Consider the following 19034-nt stretch of genomic DNA (forward strand, 5'->3'; position numbering starts at 1 on the left):
TTTAGAGAATAGCAATAATGTCATTGAATAAGATGAAGCAGGGTGTCGGGGTCGATGTGGGCGGCACCTTTACCGATATTACGGTTGCCGATGAAAACGGATCCTTTTCGACCTTCAAGATCCTGTCGACGCCGGATAATTACAGCCGGGCGATCATCGACGGGCTGATGCAGATGAACGCGGCGTCCTGCCTGGAGCCGCGCGATGTCAATCGCTTCATCCACGCCTTCACCGTGGCGACGAATGCGCTGTTGACCGGTGAGGGGGCGAAGGTCGGCCTGATCACGACGAAGGGGTTTCGCGACGTGCTGGAGATCGGCCGTCTGCGGATGCCGCAGCTTTATGACATGGACTGGGACAAACCGGTCCCGCTGGTGCCACGCCGCCTCCGCATGGAGGTAGCCGAGCGTCTTGACTTCAAAGGAAATATCATCACCCCGCTCGATGAGGAAAATGTCGCCGAGGTGGTGAGAAATCTTCAGGCGGCGGGGGTTGAATCGATTGCCGTCTGTTTGCTGCATTCCTATGTAAATCCGGTACATGAGAAGCGTATTGTCGAGATAATTCAGAATATTGCACCGGATATCTCAACTTCCGCCTCATATCTGGTTCTGCCGGAAATCCGCGAGTTTGAGCGGACCAGCACGACGGTCGTGAATGCCTTTATCCGCCCGGTGGTGAGCGATTACCTTGGCGCACTCGAAAAGGCGCTCGCCGAAAAGGCGGTGCGCGCGCCCGTGATGGTGATGCAGTCCTCGGGCGGCATTATCCCGGCAAGCTCGGCGCGGGAATTGCCGGCCTATTGTATCGAATCCGGTCCGGCATCGGGAGCGATTGCGGCGGCGCGTGTCGGGCGCCAGCTCGGGATCGAGAATATTATCGCCTTTGACATGGGCGGGACAACGGCAAAAGCCTGCCTGATCGAAGGCGGCATCCCGCGCCTTGCCGCGGAGATGGAAGTTGGCGCCGGCATCAATGTCGGATCGCGCCTCCTCAGCGGCGGGGGCTACAAGGTCCGGGTGCCGACGGTCGATCTTGCCGAGATCGGCGCGGGCGGCGGCAGTCTCGCCTGGTGCGATAGCGCCGGCGCGCTGCATGTCGGGCCGCGAAGCGCAGGCTCGGTTCCGGGGCCCGCCTGCTACGGCCTTGGCGGCGACCGCCCGGCCGTCACCGATGCCAATGTCGTGCTCGGGTTTCTGAACCGCGAGCATCTGCTCGACGGCGAGATGAAAATCCATGCTGCGAAGGCGGAGGAGGCGATCCGCGCCCATGTCGCGGCACCGCTCAAAATGTCCGTCGAGGATGCGGCTTACGGGATCCATGAGGTTGCCGATGCGACGATGGTGCGCGCCATTCGCGCCGTCTCGACGGAGCAGGGACGCTCGCCGTCCGATTTCACATTGATCGCCTTTGGCGGCAGCGGCCCGGTTCATGCCGCGACGCTGGCCCGGCAGGCCGGCATCCGCCGCGTTGTTGTGCCGCCGGCGTCCGGGGTTTTCAGCGCCCTCGGGCTGCTGCTGACCGATGTCGAGCATCGCCTTGTCCGCACCTACTGGGTGGACATGAAGGAGGTCGATCTTGCCCACTTGAAAGCGCTGGCGGCGGAACTCTCGGCCGAGGGTGAAGAACTGCTCTCCCACGCCGGCTTCACGGCGGCGAATGTGGAGCTCAACTTCGCGCTTGATCTGCGCTACGCCGGACAGAGCGATGAGATTTCCATTCCGATCAATGCCGATGCGCTTACCGCCGAGGGCATGAGCGAGGCTGTTGAAGGCTTCCAGCAGGAGCATGAGAACAGCTATGGTTACCGCAGCCACATTGAGCCGGTGCAGCTCGTCGCCATTCGCCTGCTCGCGCGCGGGATCGACAAGCAGCGGGTCAACCTCTCCTCGCGCATCAATGTCAGGGGGGCACCGTCCGGCGGCAGCAGGGAGCGGCAGATCTATTTCGGCCCGCAAGGCTGGCGCACATCGCGCGTGATCCGGCGGGAGGAACTGTCGGAGACCGACATTCCGGGCCCGCTCGTGATCGAGGAATATGACACAACAACCGTCGTCCCGCCGGACGCGGTCGTAAGAAATGCTGCGAACTGCATTCTGATAACCCTGAATGAGGAGGCCGTATGACTACCCGAGATCCCGTCCGCCTGGCGCTGCTGCGCAATGGCCTGGACGCCATTGCCGATGAAATGGCGGTTACTGTCGTCCGCACGGCGCGCTCCTACGTCATCAAGGAAGCCATGGACTTTTCGACCGGCCTTATCGCCCGCGACGGGCAACTCGTGGCGCAGGGTCTTTGCCTGCCCGTCCATATGGGCTCGTTCCCGCCGACAATCCGCGCGGTTCTCGACAAATTTGGCGATACAATTCGCCCGGGCGACGTTTTTGCCACCAACGATCCTTATACCGGCGGCGGAACGCATTTGCCGGATATCTATATTTTCAAGCCGGTGTTTCTGAAAGATGAGCTGATCGGCTTCGCTGCCGCCATCGGCCATCAGACGGATATCGGCGGGCGCGTTGCGGGCGGCAATGCCTGCGACAGCACGGAAATTTATCAGGAGGGGATCCGTATCCCGCCGATCCGCATCGCCGTGAATGACAAGATTGACCAGTCCTTCATGGAAATACTGCGGCTCAACGTGCGCCTGCCCGACAAGGTCGAGGGGGATGTGATGGCGACGATCGCCGCTTGCCGGCGCGGTGAAAAGGGGCTTTTGGAACTTGCGCACCGGCACGGCGCCGACAGCTTCGCCGATGATATCAACGCGCTCCTCGATCAGGCGGAGCATATGACGCGCGAGGAGCTGAAAGCGCTGCCCGATGGCGAGTGGGAGTTTGAGGATTTCCTCGATGACGACGGCTTCACAGACGATCCGCTCCGTTTCTATGTCAAGCTGACCAAGAAGGGGAGCGATCTCACGGTGGATTTCACGGGAACCTGCGCGCAGGTGCCAAGCTCGATCAACCTGCCAATCGCCATGACGGAATCCTGCGTCTATGCGGCGGTGCGCTCGGTGCTGAGTTCGGATCTGCCGACCAACAGCGGCTTCATGCGCGTGATTAACATCATCACCGAGCCGGGCTCGATGGTGCATCCGGTGCCGCCCGGGGCGGTCGCCGCGCGCGGCCTGACCTCGATGCGTGTCTCCGAGGCGATTTGGGGCGCGCTTTCAAAAATGCTGCCGCATAAGGTCTTCGCCTGCGGCGTGCAGGGCGATTTCGGCGTCATTATCGCCGGCTATCGCGACAAGAGCGACCCGTTCGTGCTGCTGGAATTCCTCTTCGGCACCTGGGGCGGGCGACCCAACAAGGATGCCAATGACGGGCTCGCCTCGCTTGCCGTCAACTACTCTAACTCCCCGGTCGAGATTATCGAAGGCGAGCAGCCGGTCCGCATCGAACGCTACGGCTTTCGCGATGATTCCGGTGGGCCCGGCCGCTATCGCGGGGGCCTTGGCCTGATCCGCGAATACTGCCTCGTTGGGGTGGATGAAGCGGTGCTGCAGGTCCGCAGCGATCGCCAGAAGTTCCAGCCCTACGGCTTGCAGGGCGGTCATCCCGGCGCCTTCGCCCGCAACTACATCAATTTCGGGAAGGACGATGAGGAGCGGCTGCCGGGCAAATTCATGCGCACGCTGAAACGTGGCCAGACCTACTCGGCTTTCCTTGCAGGCGGCGGCGGCTGGGGCAACCCGCTCGACCGCCCGCCCGCCGATGTGCTGGAGAATGTGCTCGATGACAAGGTCTCGCTCGAGACCGCGCGCGAAGCCTATGGCGTGGTGATCGATAGCGACGCCTGGGTGGTTGATGAGGCGGCGACAGAGCGCCTCCGCCAATCGCTCCGCCATGCGGGCGCGTCAACGCGGGAGGCGGCTGCCGAATGACCGGGCTCGATCAGATTGCAACGCCGTTCCTTGCCGTGGACATCGATCTTCTCGATGAGAACATTGCGAGGATGCGCGATGCGATCATCGGCAACGGCATCCGCTGGCGGCCGCATATCAAGTCGATCAAATCGCCGCCGATTGCGACGAGGCTTCAGGCGGCGGGGGCGGAGGGGGTCACCTGCGCGAAAGTCGGCGAGGCGGAGATTATGGTTCGCGCCGGCATTCGCGACATTCTGATCGCCAATCAGGTGGTGGACCCGGCCGCCATCCGCCGCCTTGTCGCGCTCAACAAGGACGCCTCGGTTATGGCGGCGGTTGATAGCCTCGTGAACGCCCGCGCGCTCTGCGAGGCGGCGCTGGCCGCAAATCTCCGGCTCCCCGTTCTGATTGAGGTGGATGTCGGGCTTAAGCGCGCCGGCATCCCGCCGGGCGAGGGCTTGCGGATTTCGCCGCAGCGCTCCGCGATCTGCCGGGGCTTGATCTCAAGGGCGTGATGGCGTGGGAAGGACATACCACCGCCATCAAGGATGCGGCGGCAAAGCAGGCGGCGGTCGAGAGTGCGGTTGCGGCGCTTGTCGAGAGCGCCCGCCGGATGGAGGCGCGCGGCATCCCGGCCCCGATCGTGAGCTGCGGCGGGACGGGAACCTACTGGCTGACGGCGAAATGTCCGGGCGTGACAGAAATTCAGGCCGGCGGCGGCATTTTCTCTGATCTTCGTTACCGGACCGAATTCGCCGTGCCGAATGACTATGCCCTGACGGTCTGGACAACGGTCACCAGCCGCCCGAACCCCAAGCGAATTATCGTTGACGCCGGCTGGAAAACCATGGCCGCCTATCCGCGCCTGCCGATGCCGGCCTATATGCCGCATATCGCGGCGGTCAAGCTGTCTGCCGAACATACCACCATTGAACTGTCGCAGCCTTTTTCCCTTCCGGCGGTCGGGGAGCGGCTGCAGTTCATTGTGGGATATGCCGATTCGACCGTGTTCCTGAATGACAAGATTTACGCCGTCCGTAAAAATAACATCGAGGCCGTATGGCCAATCATAAGGGCGGAGTAAAGGCGAGTAGCTTATGTGTGATCCACCAAGACGACAGAGAGGAGAGAATTATGAGGAGAAGAAGTCTTTTGACCGGCGCCTTAAGCCTTGCCCTGTGCGCAGCGGCTTTGACCTTTGGTCATGGAGAGGCGAGAGCCGAGGATAACCCCAAACTTGACTGGGTGCTGGTTTCCACGGAATCGACCCAGGGTCATCATACCGTGCAGGACCTGCAGAAATTTGCCGATGGCGTTGCGGCGCGCACCGGCGGCAATTTCAACATCCGTGTGGCGCTGGAAGGGGAGCTTGGCTTCAAGCGCGATGCCTATGTTCGGGCGTTGCAAAGCGAGCAGATCCAGATGGCGTCCTTTGATCCCGGCTTCCTGACGGCGCAGGTCTCGCACCTCGGCGTCTTCAACCTGCCGATGCTGCAGGATGGCTCGCTCGAGCAGCTCACGCTCATCGAACAGGCAACGCGGAGCCAGACCATCGATGCATTTGAGAAGCTGAACGCGATCCCGGTCGCCTGGTTCTCTTTCACCACGCAGGAGATGATCAGCAGCGTCGAGATCCCGGACTGGTCGAACCTTAACGGGCTCAAGATCCGCACCTGGCGCGAGCTCGATTCCAAGCTCGTTGAAGCCCTGAACGGCACGCCGATCAACATTGCCGGTTCCGAAGTCTACACGGCGATGCAGCGCGGCGTGGTGGCCGCTGCCAACACCGGAACGCCGGCCATGGTTGACCGATCGCTCCAGGAAGTCGGCAAGTATCTCTATCGCTTCGGCGGGGCGCCGGCCAGCCAGTATCTGGTGGTCAATATCAACGCCTACGACAAGCTCCCGAACGCCTACAAGCGCGCCATCATGCTGGAGGGCTGGGCTCTCACCGACCGCGCCAAGCGCTCGGTCGTGGATGAGGACGGCAAGGCTGTCGACATCATGGCGAAAGTCGGCGTGAAGGAATATCAGATCCCGGCAGACCAGCGTGAGGCCATGCAGAAGGCCGCCGCGCCGATCTGGGAAGAATGGGCTGCACGCTCACCCGCCAACAAGCAGGCTCTCGACGCCGTGAAACAGGCAATGGGACTGGAGTAAACCCCGCATCGGACCGCCGCCCGAGCCGCGGCGGTCCGGCTGGTGGCGAAAGGAGCTTACATGCGTTTCATCAGAGGCATCGCGGCGGCGGTGACAAAACTTTCAGCATGGTTCGGATACGCAGCCGTGCTGTTTATGACAGCTATCATCGTGATGGACGTCGCTGGACGTAGCTTTTTCTCCGGTTCGGTTGCGACGGCCACCGAATTTTCAGGCTACGCGCTCGTCGGTCTTATTTTTCTGGGGCTTGCCGAAGCCGACAGGGCGGGCCGTCATATCCGGATTGAAATTCTTCTCAACCTGCTGCCGGAAGGTCTGCGCAAAGGGGTTGAGAGAATTCTTCTGATCATTGCGGCGCTTGGCTTTGCGTTTGTCGCCTGGCTGAGCGCAAAAGCCCCGCTGATCGACTATCAGATCGGAACGATCTCGATCACCGGCAGCAACATGCCCCTCTGGATCCCCGAAGCCTTCATCCCGATCGGCTTTGCGGCGCTGTCCCTGCGACTGATTGCCCGGCTTATCACCGATCTTCCGGGGGATCAGAGCATGTCGGCGGGAGGCTTGTAATGGAGCCGCTTTACGCGACCGCAATCATCCTTGTGCTGACACTCGCGCTGATGTTGAGTGGAATGTTCGTCGGGCTTGCGCTGATGGTCTCGGGGCTCATCGGGCTCTATGTCTTTCGCGACAATATGGCGATTGCCAGTAACGTCTTTTTTGACAGCACCAATTCCTTCACACTGACAGCTGTCCCGCTGTTTATCTTTCTTGGCGAGATACTCGTCGGCTGCGGGGCATCGGGAACGATATTTCGCGGCACAAGCCGGCTGCTCTCCTGGGCGCCGGGGGGCCTTCTGCACGCCAACCTCTTAAGTTGCACCATGTTCTCCGCCATCAGCGGCTCGAGCCCGGCCACCGCGGCAACCATCGGATCTGTCGCGTTGCCCGAGCTCAAGAAACGCGGCTATGACCAGCGGCTTTCGCTCGGCTCTCTCGCCGCCGGCGGGACGCTTGGCATTCTGATCCCGCCCAGCATTAATATGATTGTCTACGGGATGATTGCGAACGTCTCCATCGGTCAGCTGTTCATCAGCGGGGTTTTTCCCGGCATCCTGATGGTCGGGCTGTTTATGATCTATGTGGCGATCCGCGTCATGCGCCAGCGTGACCTTGCGCCGGTGGAATATCAGCTGACGTTGCGCGGCATCCTCATCGGCCTTGTTGAGCTGTGGCCCGTGTGGTTTCTCGCCTTCGTGGTGCTTGGCGGTATATTCTTTGGCATTTTCACGCCGACGGAGGCGGCGGCTGTGGGCACGGCGGGCGCACTCCTGATTGCGGCGGGGTTGCGCAAGCTGACATGGTCCATGCTGGTAAACGCCATGGGGAATACGGTGTCGATCAGCAGCAAGGTGCTGATTATCTATGTCGGCGCGATGGTGCTCGGCAATTTCCTCGGTGTCATGGGATCGCCGCAACAGATCGCGCGCTTCGTTCTCGATGCCGAGCTTGACGTCTATCAGGTGCTGCTGATGCTGCTGGCGCTATATCTGGTTCTCGGGGCGTTTCTGGATGGCATCTCGATGATGGTGCTCACGGTTCCGACGGTGATGCCGCTGATACTCGGGCTCGGCATTGATCCGATCTGGTTCGGCGTCGCTCTCGTGATCCTCTGCGAATGCGGTATGATCACCCCGCCGATGGGGCTCAACCTGTTCGTGATCCAGGGTATTGCGAAAAGCACGCTCGGCGAAGTCGTCTACGGCGTCATGCCCTTCTTCGGCCTGATGCTGTTCACGCTGCTGGTGATTACGATCTTCCCGCAGATCGCGCTCTGGCTGCCGGGTCTGATGATCGGCGGATAAGACCGGGTTGCGGTGATGCTGATATAATGGAATTTAATTGCAATAACTGTTCAACAAGGGGTTTTCCGGTGACAGACAATCGAAGGCGCAAGGCTGAGATCCTCCGCGATCTGGAACGCAAGATCCTGTGGCTGGCTTGCTGGATGATTGATCAGGCTAACCGGCGCGACAAGGTGGACGGTGTCAAGGTAGGCGGACATCAGGCATCGTCGGCGTCGATGGTCTCGATCCTGACGGCGCTTTATTTCAGCGTCCTCCGGCCCGAGGACAGGATTGCCGCAAAACCGCATGCCTCGCCCGTCTTTCATGCCATCCAATATCTGATGGGCAATCAGACCCGAGAGAAGCTGGAGAATTTCCGGGGGTACGGCGGCGCGCAGTCTTATCCCAGCCGTACCAAGGATGTCGATGACGTGGATTTCTCGACGGGGTCCGTCGGCCTTGGCGTCGCCATCACCGCTTTCTCCTCCATCATACAGGACTATATCCGCACCCGGAAATGGGCGGCGGACCGGCTCGAGGGGCGGATGATTGCGCTTGTCGGCGATGCGGAGCTGGACGAGGGCAATGTCTATGAGTGCTTGCAGGAAGGCTGGAAGCATGATCTTCGCAACACCTGGTGGGTGATCGACTATAACCGGCAGAGCCTTGACGGCGTTGTCCGCGAGGGGCTTTACGACCGGATCGAGACGGTTTTCAAGGCATTCGGCTGGGACGTCATCACGCTGAAATACGGCGCCTTGCAGCGCGCCGCGTTCGAGGAGCCGGGCGGCGAAACCCTGCGCCGCTGGATCGACGCCTGCCCGAACCAGCTTTACTCGGCGCTCTGCTATCAGGGCGGCGCGGCATGGCGCAAGCGGCTGATGGACGAGATCGGCGATCAGGGACCGGTGACGGCGCTGCTTGAGCGGCGCTCCGATGACGAGCTGGCGGAGCTGATGGCCAATCTTGGCGGGCACTGCCTGCCGACCCTGATCGATACTTTCAACAGCATCCGGCACGACCGCCCCGTCGCCTTCATCGCCTATACCATCAAAGGCTGGGGCACGCCGCTCGCCGGACATAAGGACAATCACGCCGGCCTGATGACCGAGGCGCAGATGGAGGACTTCCGCAGACGGATGAAGGTCCGCGACGGATATGAGTGGGAGCCCTTTGAGGGGCTTGCCTCGAGCGAGACCGAGCTCCGCGATTTTCTTCGCAAGGTGCCGTTCTTTGCCAAAGGCCGCCGCCGCTATTCGGCGCCGCGAATCAGCATCCCGGAGGGCGTGATCACGAACCCCTCGCCTCAGGGGACGGTCAATTCGACGCAAGCGGCGTTTGGCAAAATCCTCGATGATATCGCCAAGTCGAAGACGGATTTCGCCGATCGCATCGTGACGACATCGCCCGATGTGACGGTTTCCACCAACCTCGGGCCGTGGGTCAACCGGCGTCATCTCTTCGCCCCGCGCGAAGTGCCGGATATCTTCCGTGACGAGCGCATCCCGAGCGCGCAGAAATGGCAGTTCATGCCCGACGGGCAGCATATCGAGCTTGGCATCGCGGAGATGAATCTCTTCCTGATGCTGGCCGCGGCCGGGCTCTCGCATTCGCTGTTCGGCGAGCGGCTGCTGCCTGTCGGGACGCTTTACGATCCCTTCATCTCGCGCGGTCTCGATGCCCTCAACTACGCCTGCTATCAGGATGCGCGCTTCCTGCTGGTGGCGACACCGTCCGGTGTCTCGCTCGCGCCGGAAGGCGGGGCGCATCAGTCGATCGCGACGCCCCTGATCGGTATGTCGCAGGACGGCCTTGCGAGCTTCGAGCCGGCCTTTACGGACGAGCTGGCCATCATCATGAACTGGGCCTTTGACTATATGCAGCGCGACGGGGAAGGGGATCCGTCCGAGAAGACATGGCTCCGCGATGAGACGGGCGGCTCAGTCTATTTGCGCTTGTCGACACGCCAGATCGAACAGCCGGCGCGAAAAATCAATCCGAACTTCGCCGAGGAGGTGATCAACGGCGCGACCTGGCTGAAGGAGCCCGGCCCGAACGCCGAACTCATCATCGCCTATCAGGGGACGGTGGCGACGGAAGCCATCAAGGCGGCCGGGATGCTGGGCGGCATGCGCCGCGATATCGGAGTGCTCTCGATCACCTCGGCCGACCGCCTCAACGCCGGCTGGCAGGCGGCGCAGCGCGCCCGGGCGCGCGGGCAGGCGGGCGCCCTGAGCCAGATCGAGCGCATGCTCGCGCTGCTGCCCCGGCACTGCCATATTATCACGGTGATCGACGGCTTCCCGGCGACCCTCTCCTGGCTTGGCGGCGTTGCAGGGCATCCGACGGTCAGCCTTGGCGTCGAGCATTTCGGCCAGACCGGTACCGTTGCCGATCTTTATCGCCACTATGGGATCGATGCGGAAAGCATCACCGAAATCGCCGTCAATCTGACGAGCGGGCGGCGGTTTGCGGCACCGAAACTCGTTGCGACCTGAGGCATGCTCTCCCGATCAGGCGGGCAAGCGGCTTGCGGGCGGCGTCTGGCGGTGCTAGTTACGTGTCCGCCAATCGTCACGCAACCGGAAGTCGATGCTCATGAAAGCCGTAAAGTCTGAAACGCGTCGCTCGCAGGCGGAAAGGCGGGCGGAATCGGACCGCAGGATGATGCTCGCCGCGCTCAAGCTGATCGCTGAGAAAGGCTCGACGGGAATCAGTATGGCCGAGGTCGGTCTTGCCGCGGGCTACAGCAGCGGCCTTCCGGCCGCGCGTTATGGCAGCAAGCTCGCCATGCTGGAAGCGGTTGTTGATTTTTCGGAAAAATGGCTGCTTGAGACCATGCTCAAAAAGGCCGTAAAGGACAAGCGCGGCCTTGCCGCGGTGAAAGCGCGGATCGGCGCGCATCTTGACGGCGCGCGCGATACCTCGGTTGCGACGATCGCGCTTTTCCAGCTTTACATGGAATCGCTTGGCACCGCCGTCGAGCTTCGGTCGCGGATTATCGCGCTCAGCAACGAGTATAAGGCGGGGTTTACCCGCCATCTTCGCGAAGCGGTGGAGATGGGCGAGCTTGACCCCGGCTGCGATGTCGAACAGCTGGCGATGTTTATCCTCGGCGCCATGCGCGGCATGGCGATACAGGCGTTGATCGATGGCCGGACAGCCGATCTGGAAGCCGCGAAAGAATTCCTTTTCGAGACAATCTTCAAGACCTTCCGGGTAATTCCCGAGGCGACGCGCTAGCTCTTCTTGGCCCAGTAGGGCGCGCGGAGCTCGCGCTTCATGATTTTGCCGAGCGTGCTGCGCGGCAGTTCCTTCCGGAACTCCATCGCGTGAAGCCGCGCCGTTTTGCTGAGCCGTTCGTTGGCCCACGTCTGCAGCGCTTCTTCGTCAATCTCTGCGCCCGGAACTTTGACGACAATCGCGAGCGGGCTTTCGCCCCATTTGCTCGGAATGCCAATAACCGCCACCTCCTGCACGGCAGGATGCTGATAGAGAACCGCTTCGATATCGGCGGCATAGATGTTGAATCCGCCCGAGATGATCATATCCTTCTTGCGATCGAGGAGGATCAGGAAGCCATCCTCATCGAGCTTGCCATAGTCGCCCGAGCGGTAGAAGACATCGCCATTTTCATCTTTCCAGACCAGCTCCTCGGTTTTGTCGGGTTGCTTGTGATAGCCCTTCATCATCATCAGCGGCGACCTGCCGACAACCTCGCCGACTTCCCCCGCCTTGAGGCTGTTGTTATCGGCATCGAGAATGCGAAGATCGACGGAGAGACCGGCTTTGCCGACGGTATGGAGCTTGTCGGGATGGGCACTGGCATCCAGCACGGTGCCGGGCCCGCCTTCGGTCAGGCCGTAAAGCTCAACCAGCCGGCCCGGCCAGCGATCGAGGATTTCTTTCTTGAGGCCCGCATCCATCGGCGATCCGGCGGTGAATTTGGTGCGAAACGCCGAGAGATCCGTGGCACCGAATTCCTTGAGGGCGAGCAGCCGCTGATACTGCACTGGGACCAGCATGGCGTGGGTGACGCGATAGTGCTCGCAAAGGGCGAGATATTCCGCTTCCCTGAACTTCTCCATCAGGATAACGGTTCCGCCATGAGCGAGAGCCGGGAGCATGCCGGCGAGCGTGAAGTTGCCATAGATGGGGGTCGAGACGATGGAAACTGTCGTGTCGTTGAAATCGAATGCTGCGAAGCGCACAGGCAGCGCCGAGCGCATCGAGTGAACGTGAATGATGCCCTTGGGGAGGCCCGTCGTGCCGGAGCTGTAGATGATGTTGAACTCATCGTCCGCCGCGATCTCCATCAAAAATGGATCGGACGGAGCCGCATTGAGCGCCGCACGGTAAGGGATCCAGCCGGGTGCCCGGAAGTCGAGCGCGATTTTACCGCCCTCCAGAAGCCCGTCGAGGCGCGGCTCGATTGCCGCGATGTTCGCGTAAAAACCTTCCGCGAGGAAAATCGCCTTCGTATCGGCATCGACGATCATGCGTTCAAGCGCATCGGTTGCGGTCATGGTGGAGAGCGGGACCGCGACGGCGCCGGCTCGCAAAATCCCCATAAAGGCAGTCAGATAGAGAGGCGAGTTCAGGCCGAGGATCGCGACCTTGTCGCCTTTTCGGATGCCGAGGGCGGCGAGGTAGTGCGCCGTCCGGTCGACATCGCGGTCAAAATCGCGCCAGCGCGTGACCTGATGATTGAAAATGACCGCCGCCTTCTCCGGCGTGCGTTGCGCCGCCCGGCGGATGCTGTCGGGGATGGCGATAAAGGGCGGAAGTGGTGTCTCGAGCGCGGTATTTCCCATCGTGCGTGTCACCCTTTGAAACCGATCGCCTGTCCGACCGCGACCTTGTCGCCACGCTCGTTTTCAACCCAGATATCAAGCTCGACGCGCTGGCGTCCATTCTCCGGTGCGATCCTGGCGACGATCCCGCTGACGCTGAGCACATCATCGCGGCTGAGGAGATTGGTAAAGCTGACGTTCAGCTCGCCGCCCTGCACCCAGTCGGGGCCGAAAAACTCGGTGGCGATCTGCGAGAGATAGCCGTAGGCCATCAGCCCCTGCGGCGCGGCAACCTTGAGGCCGATTTTCTGCGCGAGATGGTCATGGGTGTGAAAACTCTCGTTCGGCAGCGAGAAGAGCCGCGCCTTGGTGATCGACATCTGGATCGCACGGGTCGGCAGCTTCATCCCGCTGTAGATCTCGCCCTCACTTTGCTCTGCTCGGCTTGTCATTTCGTCTCTCCGCTTGCGATGCCCCGGATCGGGGCATGGCTTCGAACCATGATAGTGTGCCGGTATTCAGCGATCTGCGCGCCTTCCCGCGTTGAAAAGAGCGCCTCGATCACCACAAATTCGCGCGCCCGGCGGATATATTTTTCGCATATCCCGACCTTTGCGACGATCTCCTCGCCGGCCTTGAAAGGGCTTATGAAGCGGGCGTGGGTCTTCGCATGCAGATATGGATATTCGAAGAGGTTCGGAAACTGATCCATGAACATTTTGAAATGACCCACCGCCCCTTCCTCCTGAATATAAAAGCCCTGCGGCCACCAGATATAGGTGGAGAGAACGACCGGATGGGCGAGCGGCGCTTTCGGGTCGCCGAGCAACCAGCCCGTCTCGTCGTCGACCCCGTAGCCGAGCTTCTTGATGGATTCGATCGTCGGGCGGAACCTTACCGTCCCGAGGGAGTAGGGAACCGGAAGGGTCTCGAATGTGACATCTTCATTCATATGTTTCTGATATCTCGCTGGACGGTGGCGCTTGCGGCTATGGGTTGGGCCGGGGGCAGGTTTCGCTATCCCGTTTCTTATTTTACTTATTAACCAACCACTAAATAACATAGGGCTGATATCGCCGCAAGCGATCCATGCGGCCGTGAGACATTTGCCGCGCTGCACCGTTAGAGGCGCGGCGCTTGAGTCAGAAAGCTTGCCAGAAGAAAATCGCGCTCATAGTGAAACCGATCAGGGCGATAATGGCGCGGATCACCGGGCGCGGCAGGGCGCGGGCAATGGGTGCGCCCGCATAGCCGCCGATAAGTGCGGCAATCATCATCAGGATCGCCTGATACCAGAGCACAAGGCCGCCGACCGCGAAAATCGCGACGGAAATGGTCGAGAGAATAAATGACAGCCCGTTTTTCAGGCCGTTCATCTGATGCAGGTCGGTCATCCCCCAAAGCGCAAACACCGCGAGCAGGACAATGCCGAGCCCGCCGTTGAAATAGCCGCCATAGATGCAGGAAACAAAGAGGGTGATGACAGGCAGCGCCCGGCCCGACCCGGCGTAACGGGCGGCGAATTGGCTGAGCTCCTTGCCATAGAGGAAGATGAGCGTCGCGCCGAGGAGCAGAAAGGGCACGATCAGCGAAAACGCCTCGTTGGAGGAGATGAGCAGCAAGAGCGAGCCGACAGCGCCTCCGGCCAGCGTGATGGCGGTATAGAGCAGCAGGGTTCGCCGCGGAAAGCGGCCGATCTCTTTTCGGAAGCCGAAGGTGCCGCCGAGATAGCCCGGAAAGACGGCAACCGCGCTCGTCGCGTTGGCGACGACAGGCGGAATCCCTGTAAAGACAAGGGCGGGAAAGGTGAGGAAGGTTCCCCCGCCCGCGATCGTATTCAGAACTCCGGCGCCAAAGGCGGCGAGCATAATAAGCACTATGTCGAAAAAAGGCATTTGTTTACTTGCGGGATCCCCGAAAAGGCGGGCGACCGGCGGCGATATGGGGTTTCGGGATACCTCTGGTTTAGCCCTTTCAACCCCGCGTGTCATTGTTTCTTTTCATCTCCCGCGAACGGATGGCGGGTGTCCGAGGTACTCACACAGCAGGTCGGCGGCGGATCGGCGCCTGCTAGGGGCGCGGCGCGGCGGTGCTGCCGCGAACGGTCAGGGTCGCGGTCGCGATCGAGGAGTGCTGCTGATTGGTGAGCTTTCCGGAATCTATATGATGCAGGAACCAAAGTCCACAGGTCGTGGCCAGATCCTCGATCGGCATCCAGAGGGTGGTGAGGCCCGGGCCCCACCATTTGAACTCCGGCGCATCGCCAAAGCCGACGAGCGAGAGGTCGCCGGGGACGGAGATCTGCATCTCGTGCAGCGTCTCCAGAATGGCCTGGGTGACGCGGATTGTCCCGGTGATCAGCGCCGTCGGCGGGTTGGGGCGGTTCAGGAGTTCCTTGACCGCGTTGGCGCCGTATTGGGTGATCGAGGGAGGGCCGAAAATCTCGATCGCCTCGCTGCGGTCAACGCCCATTTCCTGAAAGGCCCGGCGAAATCCCGCCCGCCGCGCCGTTCCGGTCGAGAGCTCAAGCGAGCCGCCAATATAGGCGATGCGGCGATGCCCGAGCGAGAGCAGGTGCCGCGTGCCTTCGCAGAGGCATTCCTCGTCATTGATGCCAAACCAAGCGGAGTTGTAGCTCTCGATCCGGCGGAGCAGCTGGACGTGCGGAAAATTATTGATGAGATCACGCGTCTCGCGCTTGGGCTGCGCGGTCGGGACAATGACGATGCCGGCCGCCCGCGCGCTGATCAGCTCGGTCACGTGACGCGCTTCGGTTTCAGGATCATTGGCGATGGAGAGCGCGAGCTGGTATCCGTTCGCGCTGCAGCAGTCCGAGAGCGCCTCGGCAATCGTGGCATAGAAATAGTTGCGGATATCGGGGAGCATCAGCCCGACGAGATTACTTTTTGCCCCCCGCATCTGCCGGGCGGGCAGGTTGCCGACATAGCCGAGCTGGCTTGCCGCCTCCTTGACACGGGTAATCGTTTTCGCGCTGATCCGCGGATCGCCCGAGAGGGCGCGCCCGACCGTCGAGACCGAAACGCCGGCGATCTCGGCAACGTCGCGCGCGGTGACCATCCTGAATGATTTTGTCATATCCCTTCCGGCTTTTGCAGCATCAGACAACCCTGTTGAGCACCGGCTCGCCCGTCCGGATGCGTCGGCAGTTCTCCTCGATCACCGCAAGGCTGCGGTCAATTGTTTGCGGCGTCAACCACGCAATATGCGGCGTCATCACGACATTCGGAAATTCCTTGAGCCGCCCGGCATCACGCAGCGGCTCGGCGGCAAAAACATCGAGCCCGGCGCCCGCCAGCCGGCCGGAGGCGAGGGACGCGGCAAGCGCGGCTTCATCGACAAGTTCCCCGCGCGCGGTATTGACAAGAATGGCGCCCGGTTTCATCCGGCCAAAGGCCGCCGCATTCAGGATATGGCGCGTCTCGGGCGTCGCGGGGATATGGAGCGAGAGAATGTCGCTGGTTGCGAGAAGCTCCTCGAAGGAGACGGCTTCGGCGATCGCATCCGGCTTGGGTGTGCGGCTCCAGTACTGCAGTTTCGCGCCGAGAGCGGTGAGCGGCGCCGCGAGCCGCATCCCGACCGCCCCATAGCCGACGAGCCCGACCGTGCTGCCGCTGATCTCGCCGATCGCTTCCGCGTCGTTGGGCGACAGCTGCCAGCCCTCGCCGATGCGCGTCGCACTGTCGAATGTGGTCATGCGGCGGAGCGTCGCCAGCATCAGGGCGAGGGTGTGTTCGGCGACGGCGGCCGTGTTAGTGCCCGGCATGTTGGCGACGATCACGCCGGCCTTTTTTGCGGCGTCAAGATCGATCGTATTGACCCCGATGCCAATCTTCTGGATCAGCTTCAATTGCGGCCCTTGCGCAATCATGTCGGCACTTACCGGCTTCAGGCAATGCAAAAGCACGTCAGTGTCCGGGATCTCGCGGATGAAACCGGCTTCATCCTGCTCGTCGATCACCGTGATCTCGATATCTTCTATCGTCGCAAGTCGCTTTTTCAGCCTGTCGCTGGCGGAAAACTGCAATAAAGCCTTCAACGTCTCTCTCCTCGGGCCCGCTCTGGAATTGCTGAGGCGAAGACCAGCCCCTCGCGTCCGGCAAACCGCGCACGCGATCCGAGGGCCTCTTCAATTCTCAGGCATTCGTTCCATTTTGCCATGCGTTCGGAGCGAGCGAAAGAGCCCACCTTGAATTGGCCCGCATCCCAGCCGGTGGAAAGATGCGAGATAATGACATCTTCCGTCTCGCCGGAGCGGGCGGAAACGATCGTGCCGAGCCCTGCCGCCTTGGCCGCTTCGAGCGCCTTGCGGGTCTCTGTAATCGTCCCGGCCTGGTTCGGCTTGATAAGCACGGCGGTGAGCGCCTTGTCGGCCGCCGCCCGGGTGACACGCGCGGCGTTGGTCACGAGATAGTCATCGCCAATAATCTGGCAGGTCGCGCCATAAAGCCGCGTGAAGGTCTGAAAGCCTTTCGGATCATCCTCGCTCAACGGATCTTCGATGGAAAGGATCGGGTAGGTCTCAAGCCAGCCGCCTAGGATGGAAATCCACTCGTCGGTTTCATATTTCTTGCCGCCGAGGGCGAGGGTGTAAAGGCCGTTCCGGCCAAATTCCGAGGCCGCCACGTCAAGCGAGATGGCAACGTCTTCGCCGGGCTTGAAGCCGGCGCGCTCGATCGCAAGAACAAGCGTATCGAGAATCTCCTCGTTCGATCCGAATGCCGGCCAATAGCCGCCTTCATCGGCGACCCCCCGCAGGCTGCCGCGCTCCTTCATTAGCGCGCCGGCGGCGAGATAGACCTCGGCCGTCCAGTCGAGCGCCTCGGAGAAGGATGTCGCGCCCGGACACATGATCATGAAATCCTGGATATCGACGCGCCGCGCCGCATGCGCGCCGCCGCCGAAAATCTGGATCTCGGGGAGCGGCATGCGAATATCCCGCCCGCCCGAGAGATAGAGCCAAAGCGGCAGTTTCTCGGCCGCCGCGCGCGCCTGCAATACCGCCATGGAGGTGGCAACGATGGCGTTGCCGCCAAGCCGGGCGCGATCGGGCGTGCCGTCGAGCCGCACCATCGCACCGTCGACCTCTTCCTGGTGATCGGCGTCAAGGCCGATCAGGCAGGCGCTGATCTCCTCATTCACGGCGGCCACGGCGCGGCGCACATCAAGGCCGCCAAAGGCCTTGCCGCCGTCGCGCAAATCAACCGCTTCGCCGCTTCCCATCGACGCGCCGGCGGGCGCGATGGCCCGGCCCGTCGCGCCGCAGCCAAGGCGCACGTCCACCTCGACCGTCGGTCGCCCGCGCGAATCCCACACCCGCCGTCCAAAAACAGATTTGATTGTTGTGTCAGTCATTTGCTAGGTTCCTTGCCCACACATCACGCAGTTCCGCCAGTCGGGTCGGAGGCGACTCGACAAAGGGCAGGGCCGTCATTCTGATTTTTTCTTTATCAATTTCATTGGTAATGTACTCAACCGGTGATTTTCCATCAACGCGTGCGAGAAACAAAGCCGGCAGCAGGCGCGCAACACGCGCCTCGAGCGCGTCCCGAGACTCCCATCCGACTTCATTGAAATAGGCGTCTTTCAAGGCGTCAAAGGCGCGGAGCAGGACGTCCCGCGCGCCCGGCATATGCACGCATTTGAGAAGCAGGTGATTGAGGCAGAAGGCAAGATCAAAGGCCGGCTCCCCGTACCAGGCGCATTCCGCATCGAGAAAGACAGGGCCCTCGCGGCCCATCAGGATATTCTTCGGGCTCACGTCGCCGTGGACAAGCACGGTTTCCGCGCCAAGCGTCGCTTCGGCAAGGCAGAGAAGGCGCTCTGCAACCGCGCCATGCACGCGCGCGGTTGCTTTCAGGTAAGGCTCGATCCGCAGGGCATCGAATGTTTCGGGTACCCTGAATTTATCGGCGAGGCGGGGCGAGTGCGCGGTTGCCTGATGGATGGCGCCGAGGCTTGCGCCCACCTTGGCCGCGAAGGCGATATCGACATCGCCGTCCATAAGCTGTGTTTTCCATGTCGGATAGTCGAGAAATTCCATGGCGAAGAGGGCGGATGCGGGCTCGGAATAGAGAATATCCGGAACGGCCTCGGGGCGGATTTCGCGAACTTCGCGGATCCAGTTCACTTCATTGGCGTTGCGAGAGAGTGGCGCCTCCCAATGCTGCGAGACGCGAAGCTCCGCAAGCGCCCGCTTGAGCACAAAACGGCGCGCGCCTGCGTCAATTCTCCAGATGTCCGAAGAAATGCCGCCGGTCAGCCGCTCGGCGCGGATGGCGGAGATATTCTCCGCCAGTCCGCTCCGTTTGAGAAACTCGCCCGTCTCCTGGTCAAGCATCGGTGTCACAG

Annotated in this window: 17 protein-coding genes; 9 read left to right on the forward strand and 8 right to left on the reverse strand. The window is 61.6% G+C overall.

Annotated features, from left to right (window positions below):
* Window positions 1-17 precede the first annotated feature (17 nt).
* The 9 genes from V7Z56_RS01170 (at window position 18) to V7Z56_RS01210 (ending at window position 11115) form a co-directional block, all read left to right on the forward strand.
* Window positions 18-2126 (forward strand): hydantoinase/oxoprolinase family protein, encoded by a 2109-nt coding sequence (locus V7Z56_RS01170; protein WP_334127508.1) that lies wholly within the window; start codon window positions 18-20, stop codon window positions 2124-2126.
* Window positions 2123-3886 carry a hydantoinase B/oxoprolinase family protein gene (locus tag V7Z56_RS01175; protein WP_334127509.1) on the forward strand — a complete coding sequence of 588 codons (1764 nt, stop codon included), beginning with the start codon at window positions 2123-2125 and terminating at the stop codon, window positions 3884-3886. The genes V7Z56_RS01170 and V7Z56_RS01175 overlap by 4 nt, the downstream gene beginning before the upstream one ends.
* Window positions 3883-4383: an alanine racemase gene (locus V7Z56_RS01180; protein ID WP_334127510.1), complete on the forward strand. Its 501-nt coding sequence runs from the start codon at window positions 3883-3885 to the stop codon at window positions 4381-4383. Before V7Z56_RS01175 ends, V7Z56_RS01180 begins: the two co-directional genes overlap by 4 nt.
* Window positions 4383-4952, forward strand: coding sequence for a hypothetical protein (locus V7Z56_RS01185; RefSeq protein ID WP_334127511.1), 570 nt, complete (start codon window positions 4383-4385; stop codon window positions 4950-4952). The genes V7Z56_RS01180 and V7Z56_RS01185 overlap by 1 nt, the downstream gene beginning before the upstream one ends.
* Window positions 4953-5002: 50 nt before the next feature.
* Complete coding sequence (locus V7Z56_RS01190) at window positions 5003-6028, forward strand: TRAP transporter substrate-binding protein (RefSeq protein WP_334127512.1); 1026 nt, start codon at window positions 5003-5005, stop codon at window positions 6026-6028.
* A gap of 60 nt (window positions 6029-6088) precedes the next feature.
* Window positions 6089-6595: a TRAP transporter small permease gene (locus V7Z56_RS01195; RefSeq protein WP_334127513.1), complete on the forward strand. Its 507-nt coding sequence runs from the start codon at window positions 6089-6091 to the stop codon at window positions 6593-6595.
* Window positions 6595-7890, forward strand: coding sequence for a TRAP transporter large permease (locus tag V7Z56_RS01200; protein WP_334127514.1), 1296 nt, complete (start codon window positions 6595-6597; stop codon window positions 7888-7890). Before V7Z56_RS01195 ends, V7Z56_RS01200 begins: the two co-directional genes overlap by 1 nt.
* A 143-nt stretch (window positions 7891-8033) precedes the next feature.
* A complete protein-coding gene (locus V7Z56_RS01205; protein ID WP_443023730.1) occupies window positions 8034-10370 on the forward strand; it encodes a transketolase in 2337 nt (778 codons plus the stop codon).
* A 100-nt stretch (window positions 10371-10470) separates the two neighbouring features.
* Window positions 10471-11115: a TetR/AcrR family transcriptional regulator gene (locus V7Z56_RS01210; RefSeq protein ID WP_334127516.1), complete on the forward strand. Its 645-nt coding sequence runs from the start codon at window positions 10471-10473 to the stop codon at window positions 11113-11115.
* On the opposite strand, the gene V7Z56_RS01215 is transcribed toward V7Z56_RS01210, so the two are convergent.
* The 8 genes from V7Z56_RS01215 to V7Z56_RS01250 all read right to left on the reverse strand — a co-directional run bounded on the left by V7Z56_RS01215 (window position 11112) and on the right by V7Z56_RS01250 (window position 19023).
* Window positions 11112-12686: a class I adenylate-forming enzyme family protein gene (locus tag V7Z56_RS01215; protein WP_334127517.1), complete on the reverse strand. Its 1575-nt coding sequence runs from the start codon at window positions 12684-12686 to the stop codon at window positions 11112-11114. The genes V7Z56_RS01210 and V7Z56_RS01215 overlap by 4 nt on opposite strands.
* Before the next feature lie 8 nt (window positions 12687-12694).
* A complete protein-coding gene (locus V7Z56_RS01220; RefSeq protein ID WP_334127518.1) occupies window positions 12695-13117 on the reverse strand; it encodes a hypothetical protein in 423 nt (140 codons plus the stop codon).
* Window positions 13114-13617 (reverse strand): hypothetical protein, encoded by a 504-nt coding sequence (locus V7Z56_RS01225; RefSeq protein ID WP_334127519.1) that lies wholly within the window; start codon window positions 13615-13617, stop codon window positions 13114-13116. Before V7Z56_RS01225 ends, V7Z56_RS01220 begins: the two co-directional genes overlap by 4 nt.
* Window positions 13618-13807: 190 nt before the next feature.
* Complete coding sequence (locus tag V7Z56_RS01230) at window positions 13808-14560, reverse strand: sulfite exporter TauE/SafE family protein (protein ID WP_334127520.1); 753 nt, start codon at window positions 14558-14560, stop codon at window positions 13808-13810.
* A gap of 175 nt (window positions 14561-14735) precedes the next feature.
* Window positions 14736-15761: a LacI family DNA-binding transcriptional regulator gene (locus V7Z56_RS01235; RefSeq protein WP_334127521.1), complete on the reverse strand. Its 1026-nt coding sequence runs from the start codon at window positions 15759-15761 to the stop codon at window positions 14736-14738.
* A gap of 22 nt (window positions 15762-15783) precedes the next feature.
* Window positions 15784-16722, reverse strand: a complete 939-nt coding sequence (locus V7Z56_RS01240; RefSeq protein ID WP_334127522.1) for a 2-hydroxyacid dehydrogenase — start codon at window positions 16720-16722, stop codon at window positions 15784-15786.
* A complete protein-coding gene (gene eno, locus V7Z56_RS01245) occupies window positions 16719-18038 on the reverse strand; it encodes a phosphopyruvate hydratase (protein WP_334127523.1) in 1320 nt (439 codons plus the stop codon). Before eno ends, V7Z56_RS01240 begins: the two co-directional genes overlap by 4 nt.
* Entirely contained in the window at window positions 18031-19023 is a 993-nt protein-coding gene (locus V7Z56_RS01250) for a phosphotransferase family protein (protein WP_334127928.1), read from the reverse strand. Before V7Z56_RS01250 ends, eno begins: the two co-directional genes overlap by 8 nt.
* Window positions 19024-19034 lie beyond the last annotated feature (11 nt).

This window comes from Sneathiella sp. (genome assembly GCF_036844445.1).
Classification (GTDB): Bacteria; Pseudomonadota; Alphaproteobacteria; order Sneathiellales; family Sneathiellaceae; genus Sneathiella.